Genomic DNA, 26,108 nt, shown 5'->3' with positions numbered 1-26,108 from the left:
TTTATTAAAATTTATAGCCAATAAAACCCAACATGGTCACGAACTTTTCTGATCGATTAGTTGACTGAAGACTAGTACTTCTAAATCCCAGACTAAAGGATTTCGCATCCTTCAAATACTTTTCGATTCCAAATCCTCCGATTAATCCGTAATACTGCTTTTCTAATTCGAATTCCCCAACAGTTGTAGTCACTGCACTGCCTTCAACATGAGCCTGGAAAAAACCCAGCTTTTTATAATTAAAAAGCCCGTAGTTATAACCAAATTCTCCGTAAGCCCTCCATTTATTTGGTTGGATATCTAAGTAATACCTTCCCAAAATCGGGAAGTTTAAGGCGGTATACTCCAAAAAATAATCGGTTTCCAGTCGATTACCTACTTTGTTAGTATTCAATAATTCCTGATTGTCAAATAGTGATAAGCTTGGACTTAGGTTTATTGACAGATTTCTCGATTTATTGACAAAAAACTCCAAATTGAACCCGAAAGTAGGTCCTCCTCCTGAAACTTTGGGAGCTAGCAGGGAATTATCAATTTTGAAATGATTTGAGTTAAAGGAATAACCAAGATAAGCACTGAAGGTAATCGTTCGATTAAAAGTCCTAGGTTTTGCGATCGATTCAGAGGTCTCCATCAAATAGATCAAACTATACTCCTCGAGAGAAGTGATGTCAATCAATGGATCCAAAATAGGATTGTTCAATAGATCCCTGAACACCTGTTGATAAGAATCATTCTCAAGAAGACTAAGACTTCCTGCAGTCTCCAAAAAGTAGTAATCTTTATCTTCAGTAAGTTTCCAAAGCTGAATTTGATCCTCTTTGGGGTGAGGAATTTTTTGCAGGAAAACAAGCTTTTCATTGCCATGAAAGGATATGTTTCTTCTATAGAATGTTCGGTCTTTTACAAAAAACTCACTCACATCCTTCACACTATATTTTTGATATTCATGGTTTTTCATTCTCTTGTAGAAAATTACGGTGTTGTTTTCTACTGGGAAGTCTTGGATGTATCCGTCTGACTGAGCTGTATCACCTAATACTATGTAATCATTTTTTTTAGGATCTATTCTTTGAGCATTAGCTTGTTCACAGAGAAGGATCAAAAATAAAAAGCTGGCCAATAAAAGATTCCATCTAACATTAGCAGTGGGAATGACGTTTTTTTTCAACTAATCTTTAAAATTTCTGGTCGTATTTGCTGCGAAGAACGCAATTAAAAACGAAAAAAAAAGGTAGTCCTAAGAATAGTTTTAAAAATATTTTTTAAGACAAATTCATTATTTATAGCTCCTACACCAAACAGAATTTTAATTGGAAAAAATTATTATTATTCCATCATTTTTCCAAACAGAACAATATTACCAAATAAAATATAGGTATACGTCAGGCATGTCTTTACCTCTCCAAATGATAAAAATGTCCATCCTCGGCTCCTACTAAAATCTCCCAGATCCCATCTTTATTCCAATCCACAAATGTTGGACTTGTAGTATGCCCAGCTAAAATCGTATCAGAAACAGTTCCCCTATCTTTAAAAATCACTTTGTCTTTGGTTTGGCTTATATTTTCAAATAAAGAAACGTTAACACTATTGACAAGCAAATCCAAGTCACCATCAGAATCGTAATCCACAAAACTGATTTTCCTCCTTCCACTTCCTCCTGCTTCCGCATTGTTCAACCTCAACTCACCTGATTCAGCATTTTGAGCAATATTTCGATTTGTATAAACGGAAGCACTTTTTCCATAAAAAATTCTTTTCCCTGGCATGACTACATGAGTACCAGATTGATTCTTTGATCCTTCGAAGAAACTCAAATACCCTTCATGATCCAGCATAACCAAATCCATTATTCCGTCTTTATTCCAATCGATGGCATAGGGAGTGGTTCTCCATTGAGTGACAAGTTCATTACCTTCTGGTTTCCACCAGTTCCAATTTGGATAAACAATTGACTGATTCCCCCAAGCCACTTCAATGGTTTTAGGATCTTCCAAGGTAGTTCCAGTATTTCGAATCCATTGAACTTTCCCCCAAATCGAATTAAAAATTATATCCTGATTTCCATCTCCATCCCAGTCAGCAACTGATAAGGTGGTATACCCCCATTTTGCCTCAGCTGGACCTTGGATAGATCCATTTTCACCAGCTTGGATTCTCAACACCTTGCCATTTGACTTCAATAATTTAGGCTCTTTCCAAACAGGTTCGGATCCTCCACCTGCATTTTCGATAAAAGCGATATATCCTGCCGAATTTCCGGTGATCAAATCTTCATCACCATCTTGATCCCAATCCACAGAAACAGGAGTAGCCAAAGCACCAAACTTAAGATTATCCGCCTTCTGTCTAAAATATGCTGGCGATTCAAATACCGGAACTCCTTCTTTTAACTTGCCTGAATTTCGAATTAAAGCAACCCTTCCATCTTCATCACCAACCACCAAATCTGTATTACCATCCTGATCCCAATCGATAGAAACAGGAATAATCATTTGTAAATCCATTTTTACCAAACCATCCGCATTGGTCAGAAAGACACCTTTTTTATAGCTTGGATTAGATCTGCTTCCAATATTTTCGAAATACGTCAGCTTGTCTAAAAATTCTCCACAGATCAAATCAAGATCTCCGTCTCTGTCAAAATCTGCAAAATTGGGCGATGGTGCGCCATAAACATCTATAGCTTCTTTGGAGGCCAAAATTTTACCTTGATTCACATATTTACCTTCCTTGTTCTCCAACAAATAAACATAGCCATGTAAAGGCCCATTGGTCCAATTTCCTTGATCATCAAAAGCATTATCCCATCCGTAATCATTCCAATCATCGATTCCAACTACCACATCCAAATCTCCATCTCCCTCGAAATCCACCATTTTCCATTGGTTAAACCGAGGCTTCTTTTCCATATTCTTGATCAATTCATCTGAAGGAAATATATCAACAGGTTTCTGTAATAAGGATTCTTCAAAATCCTTCAATTCTTTACCAGGAATAGTTACATAAACGCCATCCTCTGTATGTGAAACTTGAATCTGAGGAATTGCTGGCCCAAGTTTTACTGGCTCTTCAAAAACAGGAAAATCACCTCCTTCTTTATTTTCAAAAAAGTATAATCCATTAAATGGTTTATCCGGACAGGAAACCAAAAGGTCCATATCTCCATCCTTGTCATAATCAATCGGAATTGGCCAAGCCCAGAGCCCAACGCCTAAAAAAGATGTAGCATCAGGATCATTATATTTTACAATATCAAATTGCTTTTTGAGCTCTGAATCCTGTTTTCCTTGAAAAGAGGAAAGTGAAAAAAGGAGAAAAGAAAAAATGATAAAAGTGAATACTGAACAAATCCTATTCTTCATGCTTGCATATTAAAATTCCCAGCTCTTTGCTAAAATGCTTAATTTTTATGGAAGTCTACAAATTGAATCTGATTCATCTATCCTGCTTTGTTGGAAAGAAGCATTTATCTTTAATCAAAAATTATATTTCCTGTGAAACAAAGCCTTATACTTTTCTCAACATTATTTATTCTCACCTCTTTTTCTTGTACGGTTAAAGCTGAAAATCCAAGTTCGTCTTTTCAAAACAGCATAGAAATTCCGCTTGGAGGAAATACGTACCAGAGTTTTGGAAATAAGCTAGAAAAAATAAATGAAGAAGGCATTTCCAATTGGTCAGAAAGTGAAACTGAATTCAGCATTTATTTCAGATCCTCAGCACCAAAAGAAGTAGAGATCAGCTTAGATCTTATTGAACAACAGGGAGTTTCAGAAATTTCAATAAGTCTTAATGAATCCTTTCAATTAAAGTTAAATCCCGGTGAATCAGGTAAAATCCTGATTGGAAAAATGAGACTAAAACAAGGTTACAATGAGATTAAACTTAAAGGAATTGATAAAGAGGGAAGTAATTTTGCGAAGATCAAAAACCTAATAATATCCTATGATGGAGAATTGGATTTGAATTTTGTCAGAGACAATATCGATAATCGGTTTTATTGGGGTCGAAGAGGTCCATCTGTTCATTTATCATACACCCTACCAGAAAACCAGAACTTTAAATGGTTTTATAACGAAGTCACCGTTCCGGTTGGCCAAGATCCAATAGGTTCTTATTTCATGGCAAATGGATTTGGAGAAGGTTATTTTGGAATCCAGGTAAATTCAGAAACTGAGCGCAGAATACTGTTTTCTGTATGGAGTCCTTTCAAAACAGATAATCCTGGTGAGATCCCAGATGAAGAAAAAATCAAATTGTTGAAGAAAGGAGAAGATGTCTATACTGGTGAATTTGGAAATGAAGGATCTGGAGGGCAAAGCTATCTTCAATACCCTTGGGAAGCTGGAAAGACCTATCGATTTCTTAACTCAGTAGAGCCTGATGGAGAAGGAAACACCATTTATACAGCTTATTTTATGGATCCTGAAAAGCAGGAATGGAAATTAATTGCGAGCTTTTTAAGACCTAAAACAGATACTTGGTACAAAAGACCTCATTCATTTTTGGAGAATTTCATTCCTGAGAAAGGAAATATTCAAAGATCTGCTCTTTACACCAATCAATGGGCAAGGACGACAGATGGGCAATGGATTGAGCTTACTGAAGCTAGATTCACTGGTGATGATATCGCCAAAAGAGAATATAGATTGGATTATGCTGGTGGTGAAGCCAATGGGAAATTTTTCCTTCAAAACGGGGGATTCTTTGATCAGTGTACTGAACTCAACAGCATGCATCAAAGAAATGCAAGTGGAAATCCTCCTGTGATTGATTGGCAGATATTACCTTAAAAGTTTTGCTGAAAGTTTAAAATTAGAATCTAATTCAATAAATAATCCTGATCCAAATTTGTCACATCTACGCTGACCTTCATTTCTTGTTTGCTACCGCTATAAACAATGCCCTTAAGCGGAGTAACATCTGCAAAATCCCTTCCTACTGCCACTCGGATGTGTTTGTCGTTTACCAAAAGATTATTGGTAGCATCAAATTCCACCCATCCTTGTTCTGGCATAAATACTGCAATCCAAGCATGTGAAGCATCCGATCCAATTAATTTTGGTTTTCCTGGAGGAGGAATAGTTTCAATATATCCACTCACATATCTGGCAGATAATCCAATCACTCGAAGGCAAGCCAGAGAAAAATGTGCAAAATCCTGACAAACTCCTTTTTTATGCTCAAATACCTTTTCCAATGGTGTACTGATATCCGTAAATCCAGGAGTGAACGCGAAATCTTTGAAAATTCGATCATTTAAATCGATCATGGCTTCCATAATTGGCCTACTTGGAGTGAAAGACTTTAAGGTATATTCCTTTATTCCTTCGATAAATTTCACATGATCTGATTCCAAATAATATTGCCTTACTTCATTTGGAGCTTTGGTTGTATGCAGCCATTCCACTACTTTTTCCCAAGCCATAGTTGATTTTGGATCTACTTTCATCCAAGCTGGAGAATTCAACTTTAAAACACTTTGGGAAGTGACAGTCAATTTTTTATGGGACCTCTCCACAGAGAAATAAAGGTATTTATTTCCAAAAAAATCCGTTCTCTCTTCTTCTGAACTAGGTTTAGGGCTGATTTCACAAACGTACTTATCCACTTTCTGAAACTCAGAATCTTGTGGAATTTGAAACATCAAGTTGTGACATAAAGCTGCCGGAAACTCATAAATATAATCGGTGATATGGATGACCTGATAGTTCATATTTCCGGAATTATAGAAGTTTGAATCATGCTGTAAGCTGAACCAGTATGGCTGAAGTATTTCTGATAAATCAAATCAGAAGTCTCATGCAGCAATTCAATTGTCTTATCCAAAAGAATTATCAATTGAGAATATTCATTTGATTCTAGATCAAGGGTCGAAATCTCAGTCACGTCACACAGCCTGATTTTTGTGATTGCTTCCAATAGCTTCTTTCTTTCAATGCCAAATTGCTCGTGTTCATCTTTGTTTGGAAGGGCTTTCAGATGAGAGTCAATTTCCAAAAGTTGAAATATCAAAGACCTTGGATTGTCTTCATGAAGAATCAAAAGGCTTAAAACGCCTTGCATCTCAAGATTAGAGCGATATCTATATCGATAAGTCACCAAGCTTTCATTGCATCGTAGGGTATCTTCCATCAGCTCCTTATTGGATTCTGTATCAAAAGATTTGGATAGCATCCCTCTCAAAATGGTGCAGTTATTTACAGCTGACTCAATAAATCGACCGATGTTCAACAAATGCCAAGTAGTTTCTCTTGTCATATTGTCGATATTCAATCCGTAAAAAGCCATCAATTTCACCACCATATTATCAAGATTATGGTATGCTTTGAGTAGTGAATTTTCCGACTGCCTCATCTTGATCAATTCCTCTGAAATGCTATCCAGAATTCGCCAAGTATCCAAACTAAGACGATCTCGAACAGCGAAAGCATTGGTAAGGAAGGACTGAATAGAGAAAGCCAAACTTCCAGGCTTCTCCACATCATGAACTAAATCCAAAAGTTCGGATTCAGGATTTTTCAATATTGCTTTTTCTGTAAATCCTGGAAGAGTTCCCGTCATCAACGTCAAAGTCTTAAGCAAGGTGCTTAAAACAGGAGTTTCATGAATATGAATGTCTTCATCTGCTTCATTGTAAGAAAGAAGCGTCATCCTCATCAATCGAACTGCATAAGCAGATCTTTCTAAATATCTCCCCAACCAAAAGAGTCGCTCCCCTGTCCTACTCGGCAGCACTGTTCTAACTAATGGCTGAGATTTGACAATTTTTGGAATCTTAGAAATTACATCTTTTGGCTTGCCTAAAACCCAAGTGTCTTTACTGATTCCACCAGTTTGATTGGAAACTAGAAATGCACCTTTTTCCGGAGAACTTCTAGAAAGGCCTCCAGGCATGACATTATAGGTATTGTTTTCAGAATCTGCGACCACATAACTTCTAAAAACAGCGTTCCTTGCTTCTAGTTTATTGTTGATCCAAGAAGGCGAAGTGGAGAAATCCACCATTTCCTGACCTACAAACATGTAGGGATTTCTTTGTATTTGCTTTTTGAGATTCTGTAACTGTTCCTCGGTCAGATCTCCACCGAAAACAGATTTATGGTTTGTTCCACGGTAAATGTTTCGGATCACCAAAGTTTCTATATGATCAAAAACATATTTCAACTCTTTTTCCTGACCGCACCACCATGTTGCCACCGAAGGAAGAATAAGGTCTTCACCAAGAAACACTTTTGAAATCTTAGGAAGGAAAGCCATTAATCCTGGGTTTTCCAAAACCCGACATCCAAGAGGATTGATTACCAAAACCTTTTTCTGGCGAACCGCTTCCATCAATCCCACAACACCTAGATGTGAGTCATTTTTGAACTCCAAAGGATCACAAAACACATCATCCACTCTTCGGATGATCACATCTACTTTTTCCAGACCCTTGATGGTTTTCAGCCAAACATACCCGCCACTTACCGTCAAATCTTCTCCGAAGGCAAGCGTAAATCCCATAAAAGAGGAAATGTAAGCATGCTCAAAGAAAGTCTCATTAGTAGGTCCAGGAGAAAGCAAGACCACTCTTGGGTTCTCTTTATTATTGGTAAGGCTACTAAGCGTATTTTTAAAGGTCTGATAATAAGAGGTGATTTTTCGGACATGATTTTCCCTGATTAACTCAGGAAAAACACGAGTCATAGCAGCTCTGTTTTCAAAAGTATATCCAGCTCCAGATGGTGCATCAGTCCGATCATGCAAAACCCACATCATTCCATTCGGCCCACGGGCCAAATCGGATGAATATTGAATTAATTGCTGCTCACCTTCCAGCTGAATATCATGTGCTTGACGAAGAAATCCTTTGTGATTATAAATAAGCTCGAATGGCAATAGCCCTTCTTTGATCAACTTTTGATCTCCGTACAAGTCCTTTAAAATAAGGTTGAGCAGCTGGGTTCTTTGTATAAGTCCCTTTTCTATTCTTTCCCATTCTTCAGAATTGAAGACCATGGGCACAGGATCCAAAATCCAAGGACGGTTCATCCCATCTGGATCCCCATAGACATTATATGTAACTCCGTTTTCACGCAATTGGCGGCTGACTTCCTCTTGGAATTGCCGCATTTTCTCAGACCCAATTTGTTCGTAATACCTAGCTATCCTTTCCCAATGGCTATGTATTTTACCTTGATCGGTAGCCATTTCGTCAAGAAACGGCGCATTATTGAACATTTTTTCAATAAGATAAGACTCAATCATTTGACCAATTTGAACTAATTAAACGCTGATTATACCCATCCACTCTTCTTATATCGACGTAAATCCATCGTGTAAGGAAATTCAGGATTGACGATTTCCATCTCTCCCTCATAGGTAGTTTGGCCCTCTATTTTTGTAATATATCTTCCGGAATTTAGACTTTCGGAAGCCGTGAAATTAACAGGATTCTCTGAGCTTATGGTATGTCCAAAGTCGAAAAATCTAGAAATTCTTCTAGCTTCAGCTTCATAGCTATTGACGGGGAAGTTATCATAACTCCTGCCACCTGGATGAACTACATGATATTGGCAAGCAGCCACAGACTTTTTGGTCCAGGTATCAAATAAATCAATCACCAATGGAGTGTCAATTCCGATTGTTGGGTGAAGGGCAGAATAAGGTTGCCAAGCGCGATATCGGATCCCCGCAACATATTCCCCTTGAACTCCTGTGTTTTTTAAAGGAATCTTAAAACCATTGCACATCAGCTGATATCTCGAGTCAGTAAGTCCACTTATTTTCACCTGAAGTCTTTCTAAGGAAGAATCCACATACCTAGCTGTTCCTGAGCTGGATATCTCTTCTCCCAATACATGCCAAGGTTCAATAGCCATCCTCAAGTCAATATGAATTTCATCTGATTGCAACTCTCCGATAAATGGAAATCTAAAACTGAAAAACGGTGCAAACCATGAAATATCGAAATCATACCCTGCCTTTTTCAAATCCAAAATCACCTCCTTCATATCTTTTTCACAATAGTGTGGAAGCAGAAATTTATCATGTAAAGACGTTCCCCATCGTACCAACTTATGATAGTAAGGTTCTCTCCAAAACCAACTCATCAATGCGCGGATCAACAACAGCTGAACCATGCTCATCCGATAATGAGGAGGCATATCAAATCCTCTGAACTCCAGAATACCCAATCTTCCGCTGCTAGAATCTGGTGAATACAATTTATCTATACAGAATTCTGCTCGGTGTGTATTCCCCGTAATATCCACCAATAGGTTCCTGAAAATACGATCTACCATCCAGAAAGGAATTTCATTTTCTTTTCCATTTGGAACCTGCTGAAAAGCCAATTCCAGTTCATAAAGCATATCGTCTCGCCCTTCATCAACCCTTGGAGCCTGAGAGGTTGGTCCAATAAATTGGGTAGAAAAGAGATATGACAATGCTGGGTGATGCTGCCAATAGGTAATAAAACTCCGCAAAACATCCGGTCTACGAAGTAATGGACTGTTTTCTGGACTTGTTCCACCTAGGGTAATATGATTTCCCCCTCCTGTTCCAGTGTGTTTTCCATCTACATTGAATTTCTCCGAAATCAGTCTTGATTCACGTGCTTTTTCATAAAGCACCCCGTAATTATGAACTACTTCTTTCCAGGTTTTTGCAGGCTGAATATTTACTTCTATGACGCCTGGATCAGGAGTAATCATCATCTTTTCTATTCTAGAGTCAGATGGTGGATCATATCCTTCAATCAAAATCGGGATTTTTAACTTTTTGGCTGTCCGCTCTACGGCACTCACCAAATCCAAATAGTGCTCTAAATGAGTGGTAGGTGGAAAGAATACAAATAGCTTTCCTTCTCTCACCTCTGCCACCAATGTGGTTTTGAAAATTCTCTTAGAATTGATTGGTGACTTTTTAGATTTCAGCCTTTTGGAAGATTTTGGCAACTTCACCTCACTTGCAAAAAGGTCTCTTTCGGGAAAAACAGGTTCTTTTTCTGGATCTGTATGTTCGATGGAATCTAAAGGAAGCCTAAGTCCTGCAGGGGAATTGCCGGGAACAAGATAGATATCATCTCTACGGAATTTCCATTTGCAACTTTGCCATCTCTGCTCATTAAACTCCCATTCCAAAGGAATTGAGAACGCAACAGGTTTTCCAAGGCCTTTATTCAAAAGTTCAGCAAGCTTTTGCCGCTCTAGTGAGGATTTGAGATTGTATTTTTTCGGATTTATGTTCTTAGGAACTCTTCCCTCCTGCCAAATGAAATAAAAAGGATCTTCGTAAAGAGGTGAAATATTGTTTTTGTCAACGTTTAATTGCTTGACAAGATTATTCACAAAACTCTTTGCATGCCTGCTATTCAGTTTATAATCCTTTGATAAATCAGCCATCAAGGAATCATCATGCCAAATCGCTTTACCATCTTTTCGCCAGAAACAGGCAAGTTTCCACCTAGGTAAAGGCTCGCCGGGATACCATTTTCCCTGCCCATATTGCATCAATGCACCATGTCCAAACTCTCCTTTCAATTTATGAAACAGGATATTTGAAAGCTTCCTTTTATGCTCTCCATCTGCAGCAGTATTCCATTCCGGAGCATCCTGATTGTCAATGGAGACAAAAGTAGGCTCCCCTCCCATAGTCAAGCGAACATCATTTGCCTGAAGATCCTGATCCACCTTATCTCCAACTTGAAGAATTTTCTCCCAGTCTTCTTCTGAGTAGGGTTTGGTTACCCTCGGGGTTTCTTCAATTCTAGTTACTTCATTTGCAAAATGGAATTCTGTCTCTGCAGGTTCTGCCATTCCAGAAATCGGGGCTGCATCTTGAGGACTTGGGGTACAAGCCAAGGGAATATGTCCTTCTCCAGCAAATAATCCAGAAGTAGAATCCAAACCAATCCAACCCGCTCCAGGCACAAAAACTTCCGTCCAAGCATGTAAATCGGTAAAGTCTTCTTCAGGTCCAGAAGGGCCATCTAAGGATTTTTCATCAGATTTTAACTGCACTAAATAGCCCGAAGCAAAACGGGAAGCAAGACCAAGATGCCGAAGTACCAAAACCATCAACCAAGCAAAATCCCTACAGGAACCAGAACACAAAGTCAATGTTTCCTCACAAGACTGGACTCCTGGCTCCATTCGTACATTATAGCTAAGCTCTTGATGGATCAATTGATTGATGGCGACTAAATAATCCACCGTTATCATGTCTTTGGTGAGCAGTTTTTTGGCCTTTTTGACGAGGTCTAGCAATAGAGGACCCGCTTCTTTACGCTCGAGATAAGGGCCTAACTGGGCATTTAAACTTTCCTCATAGGCAAAAGGAAAAGTCATTGCATAGTCTTCGACAAAAAAATCAAAGGGGTTGATTACCACCATATCTGCAATCACTTCTACATCTATCTCAAAGAATTTGACTTTGTCAGGAAAGACAATTCTTGCCAGATAATTACCGAATGGATCCTGTTGCCAATTGATAAAATGATTAGCAGGTTTCACATTCAAAGAATACCCTTTGATAAATGTTCTGGAATGCGGTGCTGGCCTAAGTCTGATGACCTGTGGACCAAGTGCAATATGACGATCGTAATCGTACCGGGTAAAATGCCTTACAGCAACTTTAATGGACATATTAAAAATTAATTTTTGTCAAAAACAGGAATTCCAACTCTGGAACTGGGCTATTTGGGCGATTCTTACTTCAGTAATTTAAAATAAGATTGACACTAAGTGAAATTTAGCCAGAAATTAATCATTAGATAAAAAGTAGCATTGCATTTATTATGTCACAATCCGAGTCCAAATAAAAAAAGCATCAATCTTCTGGAGTTTTCCAGAAGACCGATGCTTTATAGAAATTAACTATTTGGGTTTTTAATTCCGAGTTAAAGGATTATTTATCCTTGAACTTACCATTCTTTAGCACTAATGCATTTTGGATGTTGGCAATGATGGCTTCATACACTTCGCTATTTCCATCTTCATTATTTGGACCAACTTCGATGGTACCGTTACCGTTTCCATCACCTACCAAAGTTGGAGAAATACCTTCCAGAATTTTATCCACGTACATGGTCAATAAATAATCCTGTGCACCGTCAACTTCTAGACCTTGGTTAAACTGTAGAACCATTTCGTCTTCCAGTTGCATATTGATAACCGCAGGGATATCGAACCATTTAGCTTTTGCGATCACAGATGATCCATACATTTCATCGTCTTCAGGAACATCTGGAAGCACAAAATCAAAGTTTAATTTTCCATAAACTCCATCTGCTGCCATGACAGTTCCGATTGGAGCGACCATCACTTCACCGTTTTCAACCAATGTCAAGATTTGAGGGTTCTTATCCCTAATCTGAACAATCGTAGGTTTTTTGGTATCCTCATTGGTGGCTCTTAAGATCAACTTGACATTATCAATAGATAGTTTTACGTCAGTCACTTCAAAATTACCATAGACCAAATTATTCACCCTTGCATTTGGATCTTCTTCACTCATGCCTATTGTGGCAGATACTTTTACCTCACTTTCTGGAAAAGCCGGACCTTCTTTTTCCTCCGTACAAGAGGAAACGATTGCTACTGAAGCCATGGCCATCATTAAGTTTCTGATTTTCATCGTGTTCATAGTTTTAATTTGTTTTGGATTGGTTTGTATTAGTAAAAGGTGTTTTTCAATTGTTTTAGGTAGAATGCGTTAAAGAATTACCCATTCAATTTTCTCGAATTTGCCATTCCTTACTTCTAGCAAAGTCCCACTGTCTTTATCTTTTGCTTTGTAATTAAATTCTCCTGAAATCGTTTTGTTTTCTATATCTATCTCATTGATTATAAAGGAGATTTCGCCTGTATGGTTTGAACTTGCTTTATAAATATGATCGTCAGAGTTAGGCGAGGTTCTTTTCTCTACGGCTCCCATCACCCCTTCAAAATTCACTTCAGAATTTTCAATCAACTCCCATTCTGAATATTCTTTTCCAACTTCAAGTTCGTCCAAAGACTTTCCTCCAAGTTTAAAACCCATGGCTGTGACTTCTTTTGTATCAGCCACCTGAACACCATAAACGGTCAATAAAAAATGGTCTTGATCTTCAACCATTTCAGCAATCACGAACTCAGAGTCCAGGATGCTTTTCCCTCCTTCCACCTCAAAAACCTGATCATTGATGGATGCTGAAATAAATTCATCAGTAGTTTCTAATGGTAGAATATCTAAAACATCCTGACAGGAAACTGATACGAGCAGTATCATAGAGAAAATACAAAATCTTATCAAAAAAGAATGCCTCATCATTCAATCCTTTAAAGGGTTCAAAGAATTGGGACATGAGTTAATATTGTTTAGATCCCCCACAGAGTGAGGATTTTTTTTACATATAAAATCTCATAAATCCCTGATCTACTGTATTAAACAATAGATTCCAGCCAAAATCATGACTATACCTTCTAAAAGTTCACAAGGCATGCCAGCCTCAATTGAAGAGCTTAACAATACTGTTTTTCTTTAAAAACAAAAAAGCACTACCCGAAGATAGTGCTGAATAATTTATTGAGATTTTTAAGACTTAATTTGAAGCTTTACTCCAGCTTTCAAATCGCTTTTCTACTTCATTTACATCAGGAGTTTCACCCGAAACAATCTCGACTTTAAATCTAAACGTCATAGATTCTCCATCTTCTAATTCGTAATTCAGTTCCTCTTTTCCTTGACTCATTGCTTTCTGCCCTAATGGATTTGCAGCGAAAAGCCCATAACCTCTAGCATGCCAATATGTTGGATATCCTACATTTTTTGGGTGATCATAAATTATTACTGAGATATTTTCAGATCCGATTTTACCTTCCAAATCCACCCAATCCCCACGGGTACCCCAAACATCATCCCCTTTCTTCCCATTGCTACTGGTATACATTCCTGTAATTCCTTCATTATTCATCGTCGGGACATCTGTAATTTTTCCTGAGGCATCCGTAAATAACTCAGGCTTGGTTGACGGATGTTCTAATTCTCTTGCAACTCTTAAGGCAAGCATTCCTTCTTTATTATCAGTGAAAGTCACTTTCTGACCATTAGCTGTCAAAGTTGCGATCCTTTCAATAATCCGATCAGAATCTGTAGCCTTGAATATGAAGGTTGTATTTTCTTCCAGAAGTGTTTCTCCTGCCTGATTTTTCCATTCTTGGGTTACAGCCAGCTCTCCCACATCATCTTTTACAGAAATCGAATTGATTTTTTTCAAAATAATTCGGCCGAATTTTGACTTTTCAGCTTCAGGAATCGCATATGAATTGTTCCAAAAGTCCAAACCATTCACATCTCCATAATTAAACCATAAGCCAACATGATGAGGATGATCAAATCGCTCTCCAGGTCTTGGTTCAAAAGGCCATCCTCTGGTGATCGTTGTTCCTTGTGAGGTTTTGATTGGGTACAAAACCGGTTTGTAAAGTGTATCACTATAGATAAATGATGTAAACAATTCTCCATCAACCAGCACATCCACTTTTTGTGCCGCTTCATTTTGAATGAGTTCTAACTTTGGTTTTGCCTCGATCATTTCTTCTTCCATTTCATTTGACTGGGAATTTCCTGAGCTACAGGCAGCTCCAATGCAGGCCATGGAAGCCAATAAACAAAGTGTTTTAAATCGCGTAAATCGCATGGTATTTCGGGTTAATTAAAGGTTCATCAAAAGTTTATCAAACAATCCCTAGTGCATTTGCTTTCAAAGAGTTAAACAGGTTCAATTGCTCTCGCAAAGCTGCAACACGATCAGCGGGTTCAGTTCTTGCTTCCATCAAAATCCATCCTTGATAATTCATCTTTGCAAACAAGTTAAACAGCTCTTGATAAGGATAACCTTCCTCGTTAAACTCACGAACATGCACAGTGTCACCAAACCATTTTTTGACAGAGTTAAAATTTGCTTCTAAACCCTGAGGCAATAAATCCTCTTGATTACAATTCCAGCAGATTTTCACATGAGGACTTTCCACCTGATCAAAAATTGCTTTCATGTTCGGCAATTCCTGAGTCAAATGACCATGAACTTCCACTCGAACCAATTGCCCCAAATCACCTGCATAATCTCCGATTTCATTAAAAGACCTTGCGATTTGTGCGATCGTTTTCTCTTTTGGAACTTCAGCAGGAAGATCGTTAGGTTTAACTTTGATGCCTGATGCACCGATATCTTTACAGAGCTGGATATATTCTTTGGTTTCTTGAATGTTCTTTGCCAAAACCTTCGGATCAGGACTATGGTATTCGAAATTACTTCCATATCCAAGGCATGTCACCGGGCTATCCTCAAAGCGCTTTTTCACTTCCATTCTTTGCTGTGAACTAAGAGATGTCTCGACACCGTGAGCATGTTGAGTTCGAAGTTCTACTCCTAGCACTCCGGTCTTTTCGCAATTAGAAATCAAGGTCGGTAAATCCCAATCCCTACCCCATAAATAAGTCACCAAACCAAACTGCATCCCTTGAACAGGGGCAGCAGTAAAAGCCTGAAACGGTAAACTTCCAGCTGCAAGACCTAGACTGGCAGCAAAACTCGACTTGATAAAATCTCTTCTAGAATTTGATTCAAACATATTTTATAAAAATGAGGGATTAGACTTGATTAGGAACTTCAAACTTATCTCTGTAATCTCGGGTCAATAGCTTATCGGCTTCTTTGTCATTTTTGAATTTTTCAGTTTTTCCGTCAAAATGAAGTTGCTTTCCTTTCAAATAAGAAACGTTTGCTATCAATGGCAAAACCGAGGATTTAAATCCTTCCTCTATATCACAATGCAAAGTATCATTGCTACCTGATCGGATAGCATCCAAGAAGTTTGCATAATGCTCAGCACCACCAGGAGCAGCCATCAATTGATTGCTTGGAGCAGGAGCTTCTGCTTTTTGACTCATTGCAAAGGGCTCAGTTTCCTTTTGGCGGAAAGCTCTCCAAGTACCTCCATCCAATTCCAAATAACCCTCTGTTCCATAGAAAACATTGCCAATTTTGACATCCAAACTAGATTCACCATTGGTATACCTACCTCGGGTTTCAAATTCAAGGATTGTTCCATCCGCATATTTAAACACCGAAGTTTGCGTATTCGGGGTTTCCTGTGAGCATTCTTCCGGAGTGATTCCATAGATCCCACCAGAAGAAAAGACTGAAACTGGATGCTCGTTTTTATTCATTCCCCAACGTGCGACGTCAAATTGGTGAGGACCTTGATTTCCTGTATCTCCATTGCCTGTTGGCCAGTGCCAATGCCAGTTATAATGGACTTTCTTTTCATTATATGGTTGATATGGAGCAGGTCCGAGCCACTGATCGTAATGAAGTGAAGCAGGAGGTGTAGAATCTGCTACTCTTCCGAAGGAATCACGGGGCTTATAACATAACCCTCTAGCAAGATATATATCACCAATTCCTCCTTCATGAAGAAACTTCATTGCTTCCATCACATTGGCAATTGATCTATTTTGAAAACCAACTTGAACTCTCCTATCATACTTTCTGGCAGCTTCAACCATCTTCCTCCCCTCAAAAACATTATGGCTAGCAGGCTTTTCTACATACACATGTTTTCCAGCCTGGCAGGCCCAAATTGTGCCCAGGGCATGCCAATGATTAGGTACAGCAAAAGAAACCCCATCAATTTCCGGATCATCAAATACCTTTCGCATATCCCATTCAGTCAAGGGCGTAACCCCTGTCTTTTCAATCACGATTTTTGATTTCTCGGGATAATATTGCTCATCTACATCGCAAAGCGTTTTGAGGCGAACATTTCTATTGTCTTTAAGCGCACACCATTGATTGATATGGTTACTTCCTTGTCCACGGATCCCAATGACAGCCATATTGATTCGTTCATTGGAGCCGATAATAGATGCGTATGATTTTGCTGACATACTCATTCCTGCCATCGCTATTCCGGCAGTACCCAAAACACTTTTCTTGATAAATTCTCTTCGCTGGGTCATAGGATTATTTTTTGGGTTATTAATTGACTGATTTCAAATTAAAAGAATGGTTTAATCTAAGTAATCTGATTTTCAAGGGCAATAAGTATTATATGAGAGATGTTACAACCTACGCAATCGATTGCATATTTCCATCAATATTTTCATGGATTGAGTTTAGATACATTTGTCTTCTTCAAATTCCTTATTATTGAAGGTTATTTGCCATCAATCCAAGAAACCAAGGTTCCTTTTAGCTTTAGATGAACTCCATCACAGAACTTGATTCCATCCAGCTCAACTTTTCTCCGGGAGATTTATTGTTCCTGAATTTGGCGTTGGCATTGATCATGTATGGGGTGGCATTAGACCTTCGTTTTGAGGATTTTAAATACCTGGCCAAAAACCCAAAAAGCTTCTTTTTAGGAGTTTTTTCTCAGTTTATTCTCTTACCATTTCTTACCTGGGTATTGGTTCTGGTTATTTCTCCACCCCCAAGCGTAGCCTTGGGAATGTTTTTGGTAGCCGCTTGTCCTGGAGGAAATGTCTCTAATTTTCTCAGTAATTTTGCAAAAGGAAATACCGCCTTATCTGTTAGCTTGACGGGATTTTCAAGCATTCTTTCTATAATCAGCACTCCTTTAAATTTTGCTCTTTGGGCGAGTTTCTATGCTCCTACTGCAAATTTGCTTCAGGAAATACAACTGGATTATAAAGATGCATTCTTCACAGTTGCTTTGATTTTAGGCATTCCCTTGATTTTGGGAATATTAACCCATCAAAAACTCCCACTATTTGCTGAAAAAGCAGCGAAGATTTTAAAGCCGATCAGTTTAGTGATTTTTTCAGCCTTTATCATTTTGGCTTTTGCAGGAAATTTTGATCTCTTTTTAACCTACATTTCCTTGATATTTTTATGGGTTTTAGCCCACAATTTTATTGCTTTGGGATCAGGTTTTCTCACTGGTAAAGTTTTCGGGTTGCCTTTGGCAGATGTGAAGACTTTAACCATAGAAACAGGAATACAAAATTCAGGTTTGGGATTGGTTTTGATCTTTACCTATTTTAATGGACTTGGAGGAATGGCAATTATCACAGCATTTTGGGGTATTTGGCATTTGATTTCGGGAATGGCTATCGCCTCGATATGGAAAAATAAAGAATGAAAGACTTTGTAAACTATTGGCTGCGCCTCATGGTAAAAGCCTGCCTTCATCTCTATTTCAAAAAAATCAAAATTGATGGCAAAGAAAATATCCCGAAAAATAGACCGGTTATTCTGGTAGCAAACCACCAAAATGCTCTTATTGATCCTTTGCTATTAGCAACGCATACCAGACTCAACCCATTCTTTCTCACCCGGGCTTCTGTTTTTAAAAGCCCTATTGCAGCTAAACTTCTTGATTTTATCCGGATGCTCCCTGTTTATCGGGTTAGGGATGGCTTTTCGACAATTCAGCAAAATCAATTGATTTTTGATAAAACTTATGAGATTTTAAAGAAGAATGGGACTGTGATCATCTTCGCAGAAGGTAGCCATAGTCTTGTTAGAAATCTCAGACAACTTAGTAAGGGCTTTACAAGAATGGCCTTTGGATTAAAGGAAAAGTATCCCGATTCAGAGCCATTGATTTTACCTGTAGGCATCAATTACTCCGCTCATAGAAGATCTGGAAGCCGAGTTCATATGATTTTCGGAACTCCCATAGAAGTCAATATGCCAAATTCCCAATCTGGTAAACTGACAAAAGCAGTAGAAAAAGCATTACATCAATTGGTAGTGGAAATCCCTGACGAAGGTTATGAAGAGAACTTACAAAGACTTTTGGAAGCTGGAGTAGATATCAATAACAAGGAAGCAGTTAATGTCTTTCTTGAAACCGGTAAAGTTGAAAACCCTATTCCAGAATTTTCTGGTCTGAAAAACAAACTGATGAAAATCTTCCACTTCCCATTGTATTGGGTTTGGTTATGGAGAAGTCCGAAGATCAAAGACAAAGTATTCGATTCTACTATCAAGTTCCTGATCGGTTTTACTTTAGGTCCACTCTATTATTTCATTTTATTCCTTTTGGCACTTTCTACGAGTTTGGGTTCCTGGGCTTTGGCTTTCTTGATCATGGCCGGGATCAGTCTTTGGGCAAATAAAAACCCTCAAGAATAAACCAAGAAAGACCAAATATTCTTTGGTTATTTTTTTACCTTTGGTCTAAGATTAAACCCAAAAATTAACTTGACCATGAATGAAGATTTTCTTCCCATCAATGGGACAGACTACGTGGAAATGTATGTTGGCAATGCCAAACAATCCGCACTATTTTACCAGTATGCCTTTGGATTTGAACTGATTGCATATGCAGGTCCTGAAACAGGAATTAAGGATAGAGCTTCCTACGTTTTAAAGCAGGATAAGATCCGCTTGGTTTTAACTTCCCCCTTACAACCGAACAATGAAATTTCAGCGCATATTTCCAAACACGGTGATGGAGTAAAAGTACTTGCCCTTTGGGTGGATGATGCTGAGAAATCCTGGGACGAAACGACGAGGAGAGGCGCAGTTTCAGTATCTGAACCAAAAGTTGTAAAAGATGCTAATGGAGAAGTTAAGATCGCTTCAATCGAAACGTACGGTGACACGATCCATACTTTTGTAGAAAGAAAAAATTATAAAGGAGTTTTCCTTCCAGGCTATGTTCCTAGAAAAAGCACATACCAATCAGAATCTATAGGACTGAAATACATTGACCACTGCGTCGGAAATGTAGAACTCGGTGAAATGAATCGCTGGGTGAAATATTATGAAGATGTCATGGGATTCAAATTGCTAATCACATTTGATGACAAAGACATTTCTACAGAATATTCTGCTTTGATGTCGAAGGTGGTTTCCAATGGAAATGGGTATATCAAATTCCCTATCAATGAACCTGCTGAAGGAAAGAAAAAGTCACAAATAGAAGAATACCTTGATTTCTACAATGGTCCCGGCGTTCAACACATGGCAATTGCCACAGACGATATCATCTATACTGTTTCTGAATTACGCAAAAGAGGAATTGAGTTTCTGGAAGTTCCTGATTCTTATTACGATGATCTTTTGGATCGTGTCGGAAAAATCGATGAAGATCTTCAACCTTTGAAGGATTTGAATATCCTTGTAGATCGAGACGAAGAAGGATATTTGCTTCAGATTTTCACCAAACCTATTCAGGATAGACCAACTTTATTCTTTGAGATTATTCAAAGAAAAGGAGCGAAATCCTTTGGAAAAGGAAATTTCAAAGCTCTTTTTGAAGCGATAGAAAGAGAACAAGAATTGAGAGGAAACCTCTAAGACGAAGCCGGCAATGAGCCGGCTTTTTTTTATGCCAAAAAACCCATAAATTTTTTAAAACATAAGCCATGAAAAATTCCTTTAATATTCTCAATCAACTGATCAAAGGAGGTATTTTTTTCCTTTTTCCTCTCGTGTTGTTAATCCTATTTTTTGAAAAAGCTATTCTGCTAATCAAGCCTATAGCCACTGTTATCGGGGAAAAGCTTTCCTTGGAAAACACCATTTTCTACACTCCTTATCTATTTACCATTTTCATCCTGTTGTTAATCTGCATCCTGGCTGGATTTATTGCGAGCAAAGGCTTGGGTAGCAAAATGATTCTTTGGATAGAGGAACATTTACTATCCTTATTTCCTGGATATAAATTGATGAAAAATACGCTCGAAAACACAGCAGGTTTAAATTCAGAAAATAATTATCCTGTGGTTTTAGCTCCTATCGATGGCTGGGTTTTAGGCTTTCAAGTCGATGAATTAGAAAGCGGTGAAGTCGTGATTTTTATTCCATCTGCACCCAATACCTGGGAAGGAAACGTGATCATTTTCAAAAAGGAAGAAATCAGGCAAACAAGCATTGAACAAAAGGACGTGAACAAGCTTCTAAGGCAATTGGGAGTTAATTCAAAAGAAATTCTAAAAGGTCTTAAAATCCCCTCTAAATGATTTTCTAATAAAAATCCTTCATGAAATAATTTCCCCATTTTGGGCAAATCTTAAAGAAAAAGGCATATTACCATTCCCAATATTGCAATTACTGAATTATACCCTTTTTAATACGTAAACAAGAAAACGCCTTTTCCAGCCAATCTGAGCCTATTTTTATGACAATTATTAAATCAGAAACTTTTCTCAGTAAAGGATTCTGATTTTTTAAATTATCGAAAGCCGTGGCATGATCATTTCACCTTTATGTTTTCAAAACAAATAAGAAATGAGAATTGCAGAGATATTCGGGTATGATACCCAAAATGTTTTAGAAAAAATTACAGAAAAATTAGAATCATGGGGAGAAGCAGCAGTTTCTAGTTTACCCAATTTGGTTTTGGCGATTATTATCATGGTCGTCAGCATTTTTGTAGCCCGGAATCTAAAAAAATACTCGAACCGTTACCTCAATAAAATTCGAATCAATCCCACGATCAGTAGATTTTTAAGCCAGATCATTTTTATGGGGATGATTGTGCTGGGGATTATGCTTTCCCTATCAGCCTTAGAATTAACAAGAACAGTTTCATCCATTTTAGCAGGTTTGGGGATTGTCGGTTTGGCTTTGGGTTTTGCTTTCCAAGACACTGCAGCCAATTTCATGTCAGGTGTTTTCATCACTTTTAATCAACCCTACAAAATCGGGGACATTATTCAAACCAAAGATGGCCACGAAGGAACTGTCATTGATATCAACTTAAGAGTTACCAAAATCAGAACCTATAATGGACCAATTGTCCATGTCCCAAATAGGATGCTTTTTCAGGAATACTTTATTAACTATACAGATGAAGGTCGAAGAAGGATACAGATAGAATGTGGAGTTAGCTATGGCGAAGATTTAGAAACAGTTCAAAAAATTGCTTTAGAGGCTGTAGAAAATATTCCAAGCAGATTGAAATCTGAAGATAACAGCATCTTCTGGACTGGATTTGGGGACAGCTCGATCAACTTTACTTTGAATGTCTGGGTCAAATTCACAAACAATGAATTGAATTTCATACCCGCAAGAAATGAAGCGATCATTGCTTTGAAAAAAGCCTTTGATAAAGAAGGAATCACTATTCCATTCCCAATCAGAACATTGGATTTCGGAATTAAAGGTGGTGTGACGATGAAGGAAGAGCTGAAAGAATTATCAGCAATGAAATTAGATACTAATTAATAATCCGATGGAGGACTCATCCAAAGAAAATCTTATCGCGCCAAGCAAATTCAGGTTTACGCATTTGCCGAAACTGATTGCTATGGCTTTTAAACGATGGAATGCTTCTGATCCAGCGAGATTGAGCGCCGTTGTGGCTTATTATGCGGTATTATCACTTCCTGCCCTACTTGTAATTGTTGTCAATACGGTAGGATCAATCTGGGGAGCAGATATCGTTGCAGGACGACTTACAACTCAATTTCAGAATATTTTGGGAGCGGATACCGCCAAAATCATTGAGGAAATGATCATGAGCACAGAGTTTAGCGGTAAGTCAACTTTAGCCACCATCATCGGTGTGGCAACGCTTATCTTTGGTGCGACTGGAGTCTTTTATCATCTAAAAATATCCTTGAATGAAATCTGGGAATTAAAGATGACAGAGCAGATCAGTTGGTATAAACTGGTCAAAGATCGTATTATCAGCTTTGGATTTGTTTTGGTCCTTGGGTTTTTACTTTTGGTGAGTTTTATTCTGACTGCCACCATTTCCATTTTGAGTGAGTATATCGCCGAAAGACTTCCAGACTTTGTTCTTTATTTAGCCTTTGGATTGGATTGGATTTTATCACTTTCCGTGATTACTCTCTTATTTGGATTGATTTTCAAATACTTACCAGATGCCAAAATCACATGGAGAACGGTATGGATTGGAGCTTTCCTTACTGCGCTGTTGTTTGTTCTAGGCAAATTCTTGCTTGGATTATATTTTGGAGCCACTAACCCAGGATCAACCTATGGAGCTGCTGGTTCCTTGGTGTTAATCCTACTTTGGGTCTCATATTCCTGCTTGATTTTCTTCTTTGGGGCAGAATTCACTAAAGTGTTTTCCATCAATTATGGCTACGGAATCATACCTTACGAACATTTTTCCCGCGTTAAAAAAAAAGAAGTGATCATTGATACCAACGTTGAAAGTAATGTCTCAACGGAATCTAAACCATAACACAATTGGTTCTAAATTCACTTCAGGATTATTTTGATTCGAAATCATTTCATTTCCTTTATGAAACTTAGTCCCGATTGGAGGAATATCATACAGAAAACTTAATTCTGATTGTGTTTGCTTAGGCATCACGCCTATTGTTGAATTTTCAGGGAATTTCGGTTTAAACAAACTCAGGAATAACACAGGTGTTTCTGTCCGAATCTCAATTTCGGTTTCAGTAGTCCTGATCTGAACAGCGTGGAAATTTGAATAATAGCCTTTGAACTCAGGATAAATTAAATTTTCAAAACTATATCCAGTCTGAGTATCATTGTATTCTTTTTCCCAAAAGCCAAAATTGGATCCTCTCCTTCTGTTTTTCCATACTCGATAAGGTCCATCCGCAATCATCTTGGCAGATTTAACCAATGAATCGGGATAGTTGAAACCAATCCCCAACAGCTCCCGATCTAATTGTGAGGAGTCTGCAGGAGAAATCTCCAATTTCAATTCAGAAGTAGGTAAAACAGTCCAAACTAGTTCCTTTGGATAATTCTCATAAACTGATTTGATCTGAATAGAACCGTCTTTTATTTTTTTCCAAGAAACTTTTGCTTCCTGCTCTCCATGCCCTTCTATCTGAGGATTTTGGTTTAGGTAAATAAATTTTCGGTTTACTTTGACCATTTCAAGATTCCCGTATTTCTTACCGAAAAAATAGATTCTCCCATCCACTTCAATCTGAAGATCATTCACAGATTCTCTTACTTTGATCGGGTAGATTTCTATTTCTCCCGAATTAAAATATTTCTTATTTGCTTCAGCTGGATTACGAAGTGGGTATGTCCAGTTAGTCAATTTTTCACCATGAATCCCAATGGCAGTTATTTTTAAATAATCCGCATCAGACCAATTCATAGGAACATGGTATTTCACTTCTTCAGTTGCTCCGGGTTGAATTGAACCAAGCTGAATATTTTCCGAGGAAATGGTCTTTTCCCCTTCCCAGTTTTGAATCTGAATGAGCTCTATTTTCAGATGAGCTTTACTTAAATCTGAAAACAAATAGCCATTGGAAACTTTTATAGAACCATCGAAATCGTTTAGGTTTTCTGTTATTTCTATCTGGATGGGAGACCAAATAGATTGGATGGTGTAGAAACTACCTTCTTTTTCTCTGTAAGGCCCTAAAATCCCATCAGGAGCATGATTTCCATCTGAACCCATCTTTCCATTCTGGTCAACTCTTTTGACTGCTTCATCTGCAAATACCCATAAAAAACCTCCTGCGAAAAGTGGATTTTTACTGTATTTAGTCCAAAAATCATTTAATCCAGCACCTAAACCACCATCATACAAACCATGCAATAACTCAGTTGGCATAAAAATATCATCTCCTTTATCCAAACGATCGGCTCGAGTATCATAGGTGGGATAGTGAAACGTATCCATATTATTTCGCTTCAACCATGGATAGATTACTGGCCTTTTCTGAATGTCATATCGATTAAAAGCAGGCTCATTTTCAAAATTCCATCCACCTTCATTGCCATGATCCCAAAAGACAATTGATGGATGATTGGCATCTCTAAGAATTGTTTCCTTTATCAATTTCGGGCCTATCTCGGTATCATAAGCATCTTGCCATCCTGTCACTTCATCCAAGACAAACAATCCTAAAGAATCGGCAAGATTCAAGAATTCTTCATCTGGGGGATAATGGGACATTCTGACGGCATTCATATTCATTTCTTTCATCAGAAGAATGTCTTCCAAATGATTCTCAAAACTCAATGCTCTTCCAGTTGTTGGATAAAAAGAATGCCTGTTTACCCCTTTAAATATGGTTTTCACGCCATTGATATACACCCCATCTTTGGGACGCAAATCAACAGTTCGGAATCCAATCTTTTCAGATTTCTCAAAAAGAATTCCATCTTCATCTATAATCCTGAAAATGGCTTTGTATCGAATTGGATTTTCAGGATTCCATGGCTTTATATTGGAAAAGTGATGAGTCAACCAAACAGAATCCGAATCAATAATTTGTTGAAACTTATCAAGCAATTTCCCCGATTCCAACTCAAGTAATTCCATTTCCACTTTCCCATCTTTAGGAACTTTATTGAGTGTCAAAAGTCCTTTAAAGTCACCATTTGCTTTTGGATCTACGGCAATTCTGGTAAAATGAATATTTGGTAAAACTTCTAAAAATACCGGTCTGTAAATCCCTCCGAAAATCCAGAAATCAGCCTCTCTTTCAGCCTTGTTAACAGATTGATTTTCTGAGACCTTATTCACTTTTACTTCAAGTGTATTGATTTCATCATAATCCAGTAACCTGCTGACATCATAACTGAATCTATAAAACCCACCTTGATGTATTTCTCCGGCAATTTTCCCATTGATTTTAACCTCTGTATCAGTCATCACTCCATCAAAAACCAATCTGATAATTGCGTCTTTCCAGTCTCTCTCCGCAAAAAATGTAGTCTTATAATATCCGGTTTCTTTTCCAAGAGTTTTAGTAGAATCTCTATGGTCATGGCCATAATTCAACACCCCATAACCATGCATTTCCCAATTGGACGGGACTGGAATCTGAGACCAGCCTCCAGCATTTCTTCCATCTGAAACCCTAAAATCCCATTTTACAGGAGTTGAAGCATCTTTACCACTTAAGTAAACCCTTTGATAGGATTTTGTGGTTTGGGCTAGAATAGAATTGAAAGAAAGAAAATAATTAATTAATAAGATTGCACTTGCAGCATTCAGAAATCTCATGTAAAAGAGGGTGTTATACAATTTTTAAAAATAGTTTTAAAATCATCCTAAAAAAAACTTGATCCGATTTATGCAGATCAATTCTATCTTGGTCTTTAAATTGTCATGTTTATCAATATAAATGCAATCAATTTACAGTAAGGATTAGCTTTATTTCACATTTTCTATAACTTA

At 37.9% G+C, this 26,108-nt stretch carries 18 protein-coding genes; 7 read left to right on the top strand and 11 right to left on the bottom strand.

Annotated elements, in window-relative coordinates; translation table 11 throughout:
- Positions 1–4: 4 nt before the first annotated feature.
- Positions 5–1,105 (bottom strand): hypothetical protein, encoded by a 1,101-nt coding sequence (locus tag FHS59_RS18900; protein WP_184496976.1) that lies wholly within the window; start codon positions 1,103–1,105, stop codon positions 5–7.
- Positions 1,106–1,397: 292 nt separating this feature from the next.
- On the bottom strand, positions 1,398–3,368 hold the full coding sequence (locus tag FHS59_RS18895) for an FG-GAP repeat domain-containing protein (RefSeq protein ID WP_184496975.1): 1,971 nt from the start codon (positions 3,366–3,368) through the stop codon (positions 1,398–1,400).
- Positions 3,369–3,500: 132 nt separating this feature from the next.
- Between FHS59_RS18895 and FHS59_RS23580 the strand changes: the two genes are divergently transcribed.
- On the top strand, positions 3,501–4,799 hold the full coding sequence (locus tag FHS59_RS23580; protein ID WP_184496974.1) for a DUF3472 domain-containing protein: 1,299 nt from the start codon (positions 3,501–3,503) through the stop codon (positions 4,797–4,799).
- 29 nt (positions 4,800–4,828) lie between these two features.
- Here FHS59_RS23580 and FHS59_RS18885 read toward each other — a convergent pair whose 3' ends face one another.
- From FHS59_RS18885 to FHS59_RS18850, 8 genes are all read right to left on the bottom strand, one after another.
- On the bottom strand, positions 4,829–5,722 hold the full coding sequence (locus FHS59_RS18885; protein ID WP_184496973.1) for a transglutaminase family protein: 894 nt from the start codon (positions 5,720–5,722) through the stop codon (positions 4,829–4,831).
- A complete protein-coding gene (locus FHS59_RS18880) occupies positions 5,719–8,256 on the bottom strand; it encodes a circularly permuted type 2 ATP-grasp protein (protein WP_184496972.1) in 2,538 nt (845 codons plus the stop codon). Before FHS59_RS18880 ends, FHS59_RS18885 begins: the two co-directional genes overlap by 4 nt.
- A 29-nt stretch (positions 8,257–8,285) precedes the next feature.
- A complete protein-coding gene (locus tag FHS59_RS18875; protein WP_184496971.1) occupies positions 8,286–11,636 on the bottom strand; it encodes a transglutaminase family protein in 3,351 nt (1,116 codons plus the stop codon).
- 262 nt (positions 11,637–11,898) lie between these two features.
- A complete protein-coding gene (locus FHS59_RS18870; RefSeq protein WP_184496970.1) occupies positions 11,899–12,627 on the bottom strand; it encodes a hypothetical protein in 729 nt (242 codons plus the stop codon).
- A gap of 78 nt (positions 12,628–12,705) precedes the next feature.
- A complete protein-coding gene (locus FHS59_RS18865) occupies positions 12,706–13,260 on the bottom strand; it encodes a hypothetical protein (RefSeq protein WP_184496969.1) in 555 nt (184 codons plus the stop codon).
- A gap of 313 nt (positions 13,261–13,573) precedes the next feature.
- Positions 13,574–14,671: a DUF6807 domain-containing protein gene (locus tag FHS59_RS18860; RefSeq protein WP_221444537.1), complete on the bottom strand. Its 1,098-nt coding sequence runs from the start codon at positions 14,669–14,671 to the stop codon at positions 13,574–13,576.
- A 37-nt stretch (positions 14,672–14,708) separates the two neighbouring features.
- Entirely contained in the window at positions 14,709–15,605 is an 897-nt protein-coding gene (locus tag FHS59_RS18855; protein WP_184496968.1) for a sugar phosphate isomerase/epimerase family protein, read from the bottom strand.
- 19 nt (positions 15,606–15,624) lie between these two features.
- Positions 15,625–16,995 carry a Gfo/Idh/MocA family protein gene (locus tag FHS59_RS18850; RefSeq protein WP_184496967.1) on the bottom strand — a complete coding sequence of 457 codons (1,371 nt, stop codon included), beginning with the start codon at positions 16,993–16,995 and terminating at the stop codon, positions 15,625–15,627.
- 242 nt (positions 16,996–17,237) lie between these two features.
- Between FHS59_RS18850 and FHS59_RS18845 the strand changes: the two genes are divergently transcribed.
- From FHS59_RS18845 to FHS59_RS18820, 6 genes are all read left to right on the top strand, one after another.
- Positions 17,238–18,140: a bile acid:sodium symporter family protein gene (locus tag FHS59_RS18845; protein ID WP_184496966.1), complete on the top strand. Its 903-nt coding sequence runs from the start codon at positions 17,238–17,240 to the stop codon at positions 18,138–18,140.
- On the top strand, positions 18,137–19,138 hold the full coding sequence (locus tag FHS59_RS18840; RefSeq protein ID WP_184496965.1) for a 1-acyl-sn-glycerol-3-phosphate acyltransferase: 1,002 nt from the start codon (positions 18,137–18,139) through the stop codon (positions 19,136–19,138). Before FHS59_RS18845 ends, FHS59_RS18840 begins: the two co-directional genes overlap by 4 nt.
- 75 nt (positions 19,139–19,213) lie before the next feature.
- Complete coding sequence (hppD, locus tag FHS59_RS18835) at positions 19,214–20,308, top strand: 4-hydroxyphenylpyruvate dioxygenase (RefSeq protein WP_184496964.1); 1,095 nt, start codon at positions 19,214–19,216, stop codon at positions 20,306–20,308.
- Between the two features lie 68 nt (positions 20,309–20,376).
- Positions 20,377–20,973, top strand: a complete 597-nt coding sequence (locus tag FHS59_RS18830) for a DUF502 domain-containing protein (RefSeq protein ID WP_184496963.1) — start codon at positions 20,377–20,379, stop codon at positions 20,971–20,973.
- A 268-nt stretch (positions 20,974–21,241) separates the two neighbouring features.
- Positions 21,242–22,180, top strand: coding sequence for a mechanosensitive ion channel family protein (locus FHS59_RS18825; protein WP_184496962.1), 939 nt, complete (start codon positions 21,242–21,244; stop codon positions 22,178–22,180).
- Between the two features lie 7 nt (positions 22,181–22,187).
- A complete protein-coding gene (locus FHS59_RS18820) occupies positions 22,188–23,168 on the top strand; it encodes a YihY/virulence factor BrkB family protein (RefSeq protein WP_184496961.1) in 981 nt (326 codons plus the stop codon).
- Here FHS59_RS18820 and FHS59_RS18815 read toward each other — a convergent pair.
- Entirely contained in the window at positions 23,148–25,934 is a 2,787-nt protein-coding gene (locus tag FHS59_RS18815; RefSeq protein ID WP_184496960.1) for a glycoside hydrolase family 2 protein, read from the bottom strand. The two genes, FHS59_RS18820 and FHS59_RS18815, sit on opposite strands and share 21 nt — an antisense overlap.
- Positions 25,935–26,108: the final 174 nt, after the last annotated feature.

The sequence above is a fragment of the Algoriphagus iocasae genome (genome assembly GCF_014206875.1).
GTDB lineage: Bacteria > Bacteroidota > Bacteroidia > Cytophagales > Cyclobacteriaceae > Algoriphagus > Algoriphagus iocasae.
The sequence above is the reverse complement of the archived record's forward strand: the minus strand, read 5'-3'. Positions and strand labels throughout refer to the sequence as shown.

What these genes read in the sequence shown, in the direction of transcription:
- FHS59_RS18860 (WP_221444537.1), bottom strand. Translation starts at nt 14,671, where the DNA reads ATGCGATTTACGCGATTTAAAACACTTTGTTTATTGGCTTCCATGGCC.
- FHS59_RS18820 (WP_184496961.1), top strand. Translation starts at nt 22,188, where the DNA reads ATGGAGGACTCATCCAAAGAAAATCTTATCGCGCCAAGCAAATTCAGG.
- FHS59_RS18830 (WP_184496963.1), top strand. Translation starts at nt 20,377, where the DNA reads ATGAAAAATTCCTTTAATATTCTCAATCAACTGATCAAAGGAGGTATT.
- hppD (WP_184496964.1), top strand. Translation starts at nt 19,214, where the DNA reads ATGAATGAAGATTTTCTTCCCATCAATGGGACAGACTACGTGGAAATG.
- FHS59_RS18895 (WP_184496975.1), bottom strand. Translation starts at nt 3,368, where the DNA reads ATGAAGAATAGGATTTGTTCAGTATTCACTTTTATCATTTTTTCTTTT.
- FHS59_RS18850 (WP_184496967.1), bottom strand. Translation starts at nt 16,995, where the DNA reads ATGACCCAGCGAAGAGAATTTATCAAGAAAAGTGTTTTGGGTACTGCC.
- FHS59_RS18865 (WP_184496969.1), bottom strand. Translation starts at nt 13,260, where the DNA reads ATGATACTGCTCGTATCAGTTTCCTGTCAGGATGTTTTAGATATTCTA.
- FHS59_RS18885 (WP_184496973.1), bottom strand. Translation starts at nt 5,722, where the DNA reads ATGAACTATCAGGTCATCCATATCACCGATTATATTTATGAGTTTCCG.
- FHS59_RS18815 (WP_184496960.1), bottom strand. Translation starts at nt 25,934, where the DNA reads ATGAGATTTCTGAATGCTGCAAGTGCAATCTTATTAATTAATTATTTT.
- FHS59_RS18870 (WP_184496970.1), bottom strand. Translation starts at nt 12,627, where the DNA reads ATGAAAATCAGAAACTTAATGATGGCCATGGCTTCAGTAGCAATCGTT.
- FHS59_RS18855 (WP_184496968.1), bottom strand. Translation starts at nt 15,605, where the DNA reads ATGTTTGAATCAAATTCTAGAAGAGATTTTATCAAGTCGAGTTTTGCT.
- FHS59_RS18845 (WP_184496966.1), top strand. Translation starts at nt 17,238, where the DNA reads ATGAACTCCATCACAGAACTTGATTCCATCCAGCTCAACTTTTCTCCG.
- FHS59_RS18840 (WP_184496965.1), top strand. Translation starts at nt 18,137, where the DNA reads ATGAAAGACTTTGTAAACTATTGGCTGCGCCTCATGGTAAAAGCCTGC.
- FHS59_RS18880 (WP_184496972.1), bottom strand. Translation starts at nt 8,256, where the DNA reads ATGATTGAGTCTTATCTTATTGAAAAAATGTTCAATAATGCGCCGTTT.
- FHS59_RS18825 (WP_184496962.1), top strand. Translation starts at nt 21,242, where the DNA reads ATGAGAATTGCAGAGATATTCGGGTATGATACCCAAAATGTTTTAGAA.
- FHS59_RS18875 (WP_184496971.1), bottom strand. Translation starts at nt 11,636, where the DNA reads ATGTCCATTAAAGTTGCTGTAAGGCATTTTACCCGGTACGATTACGAT.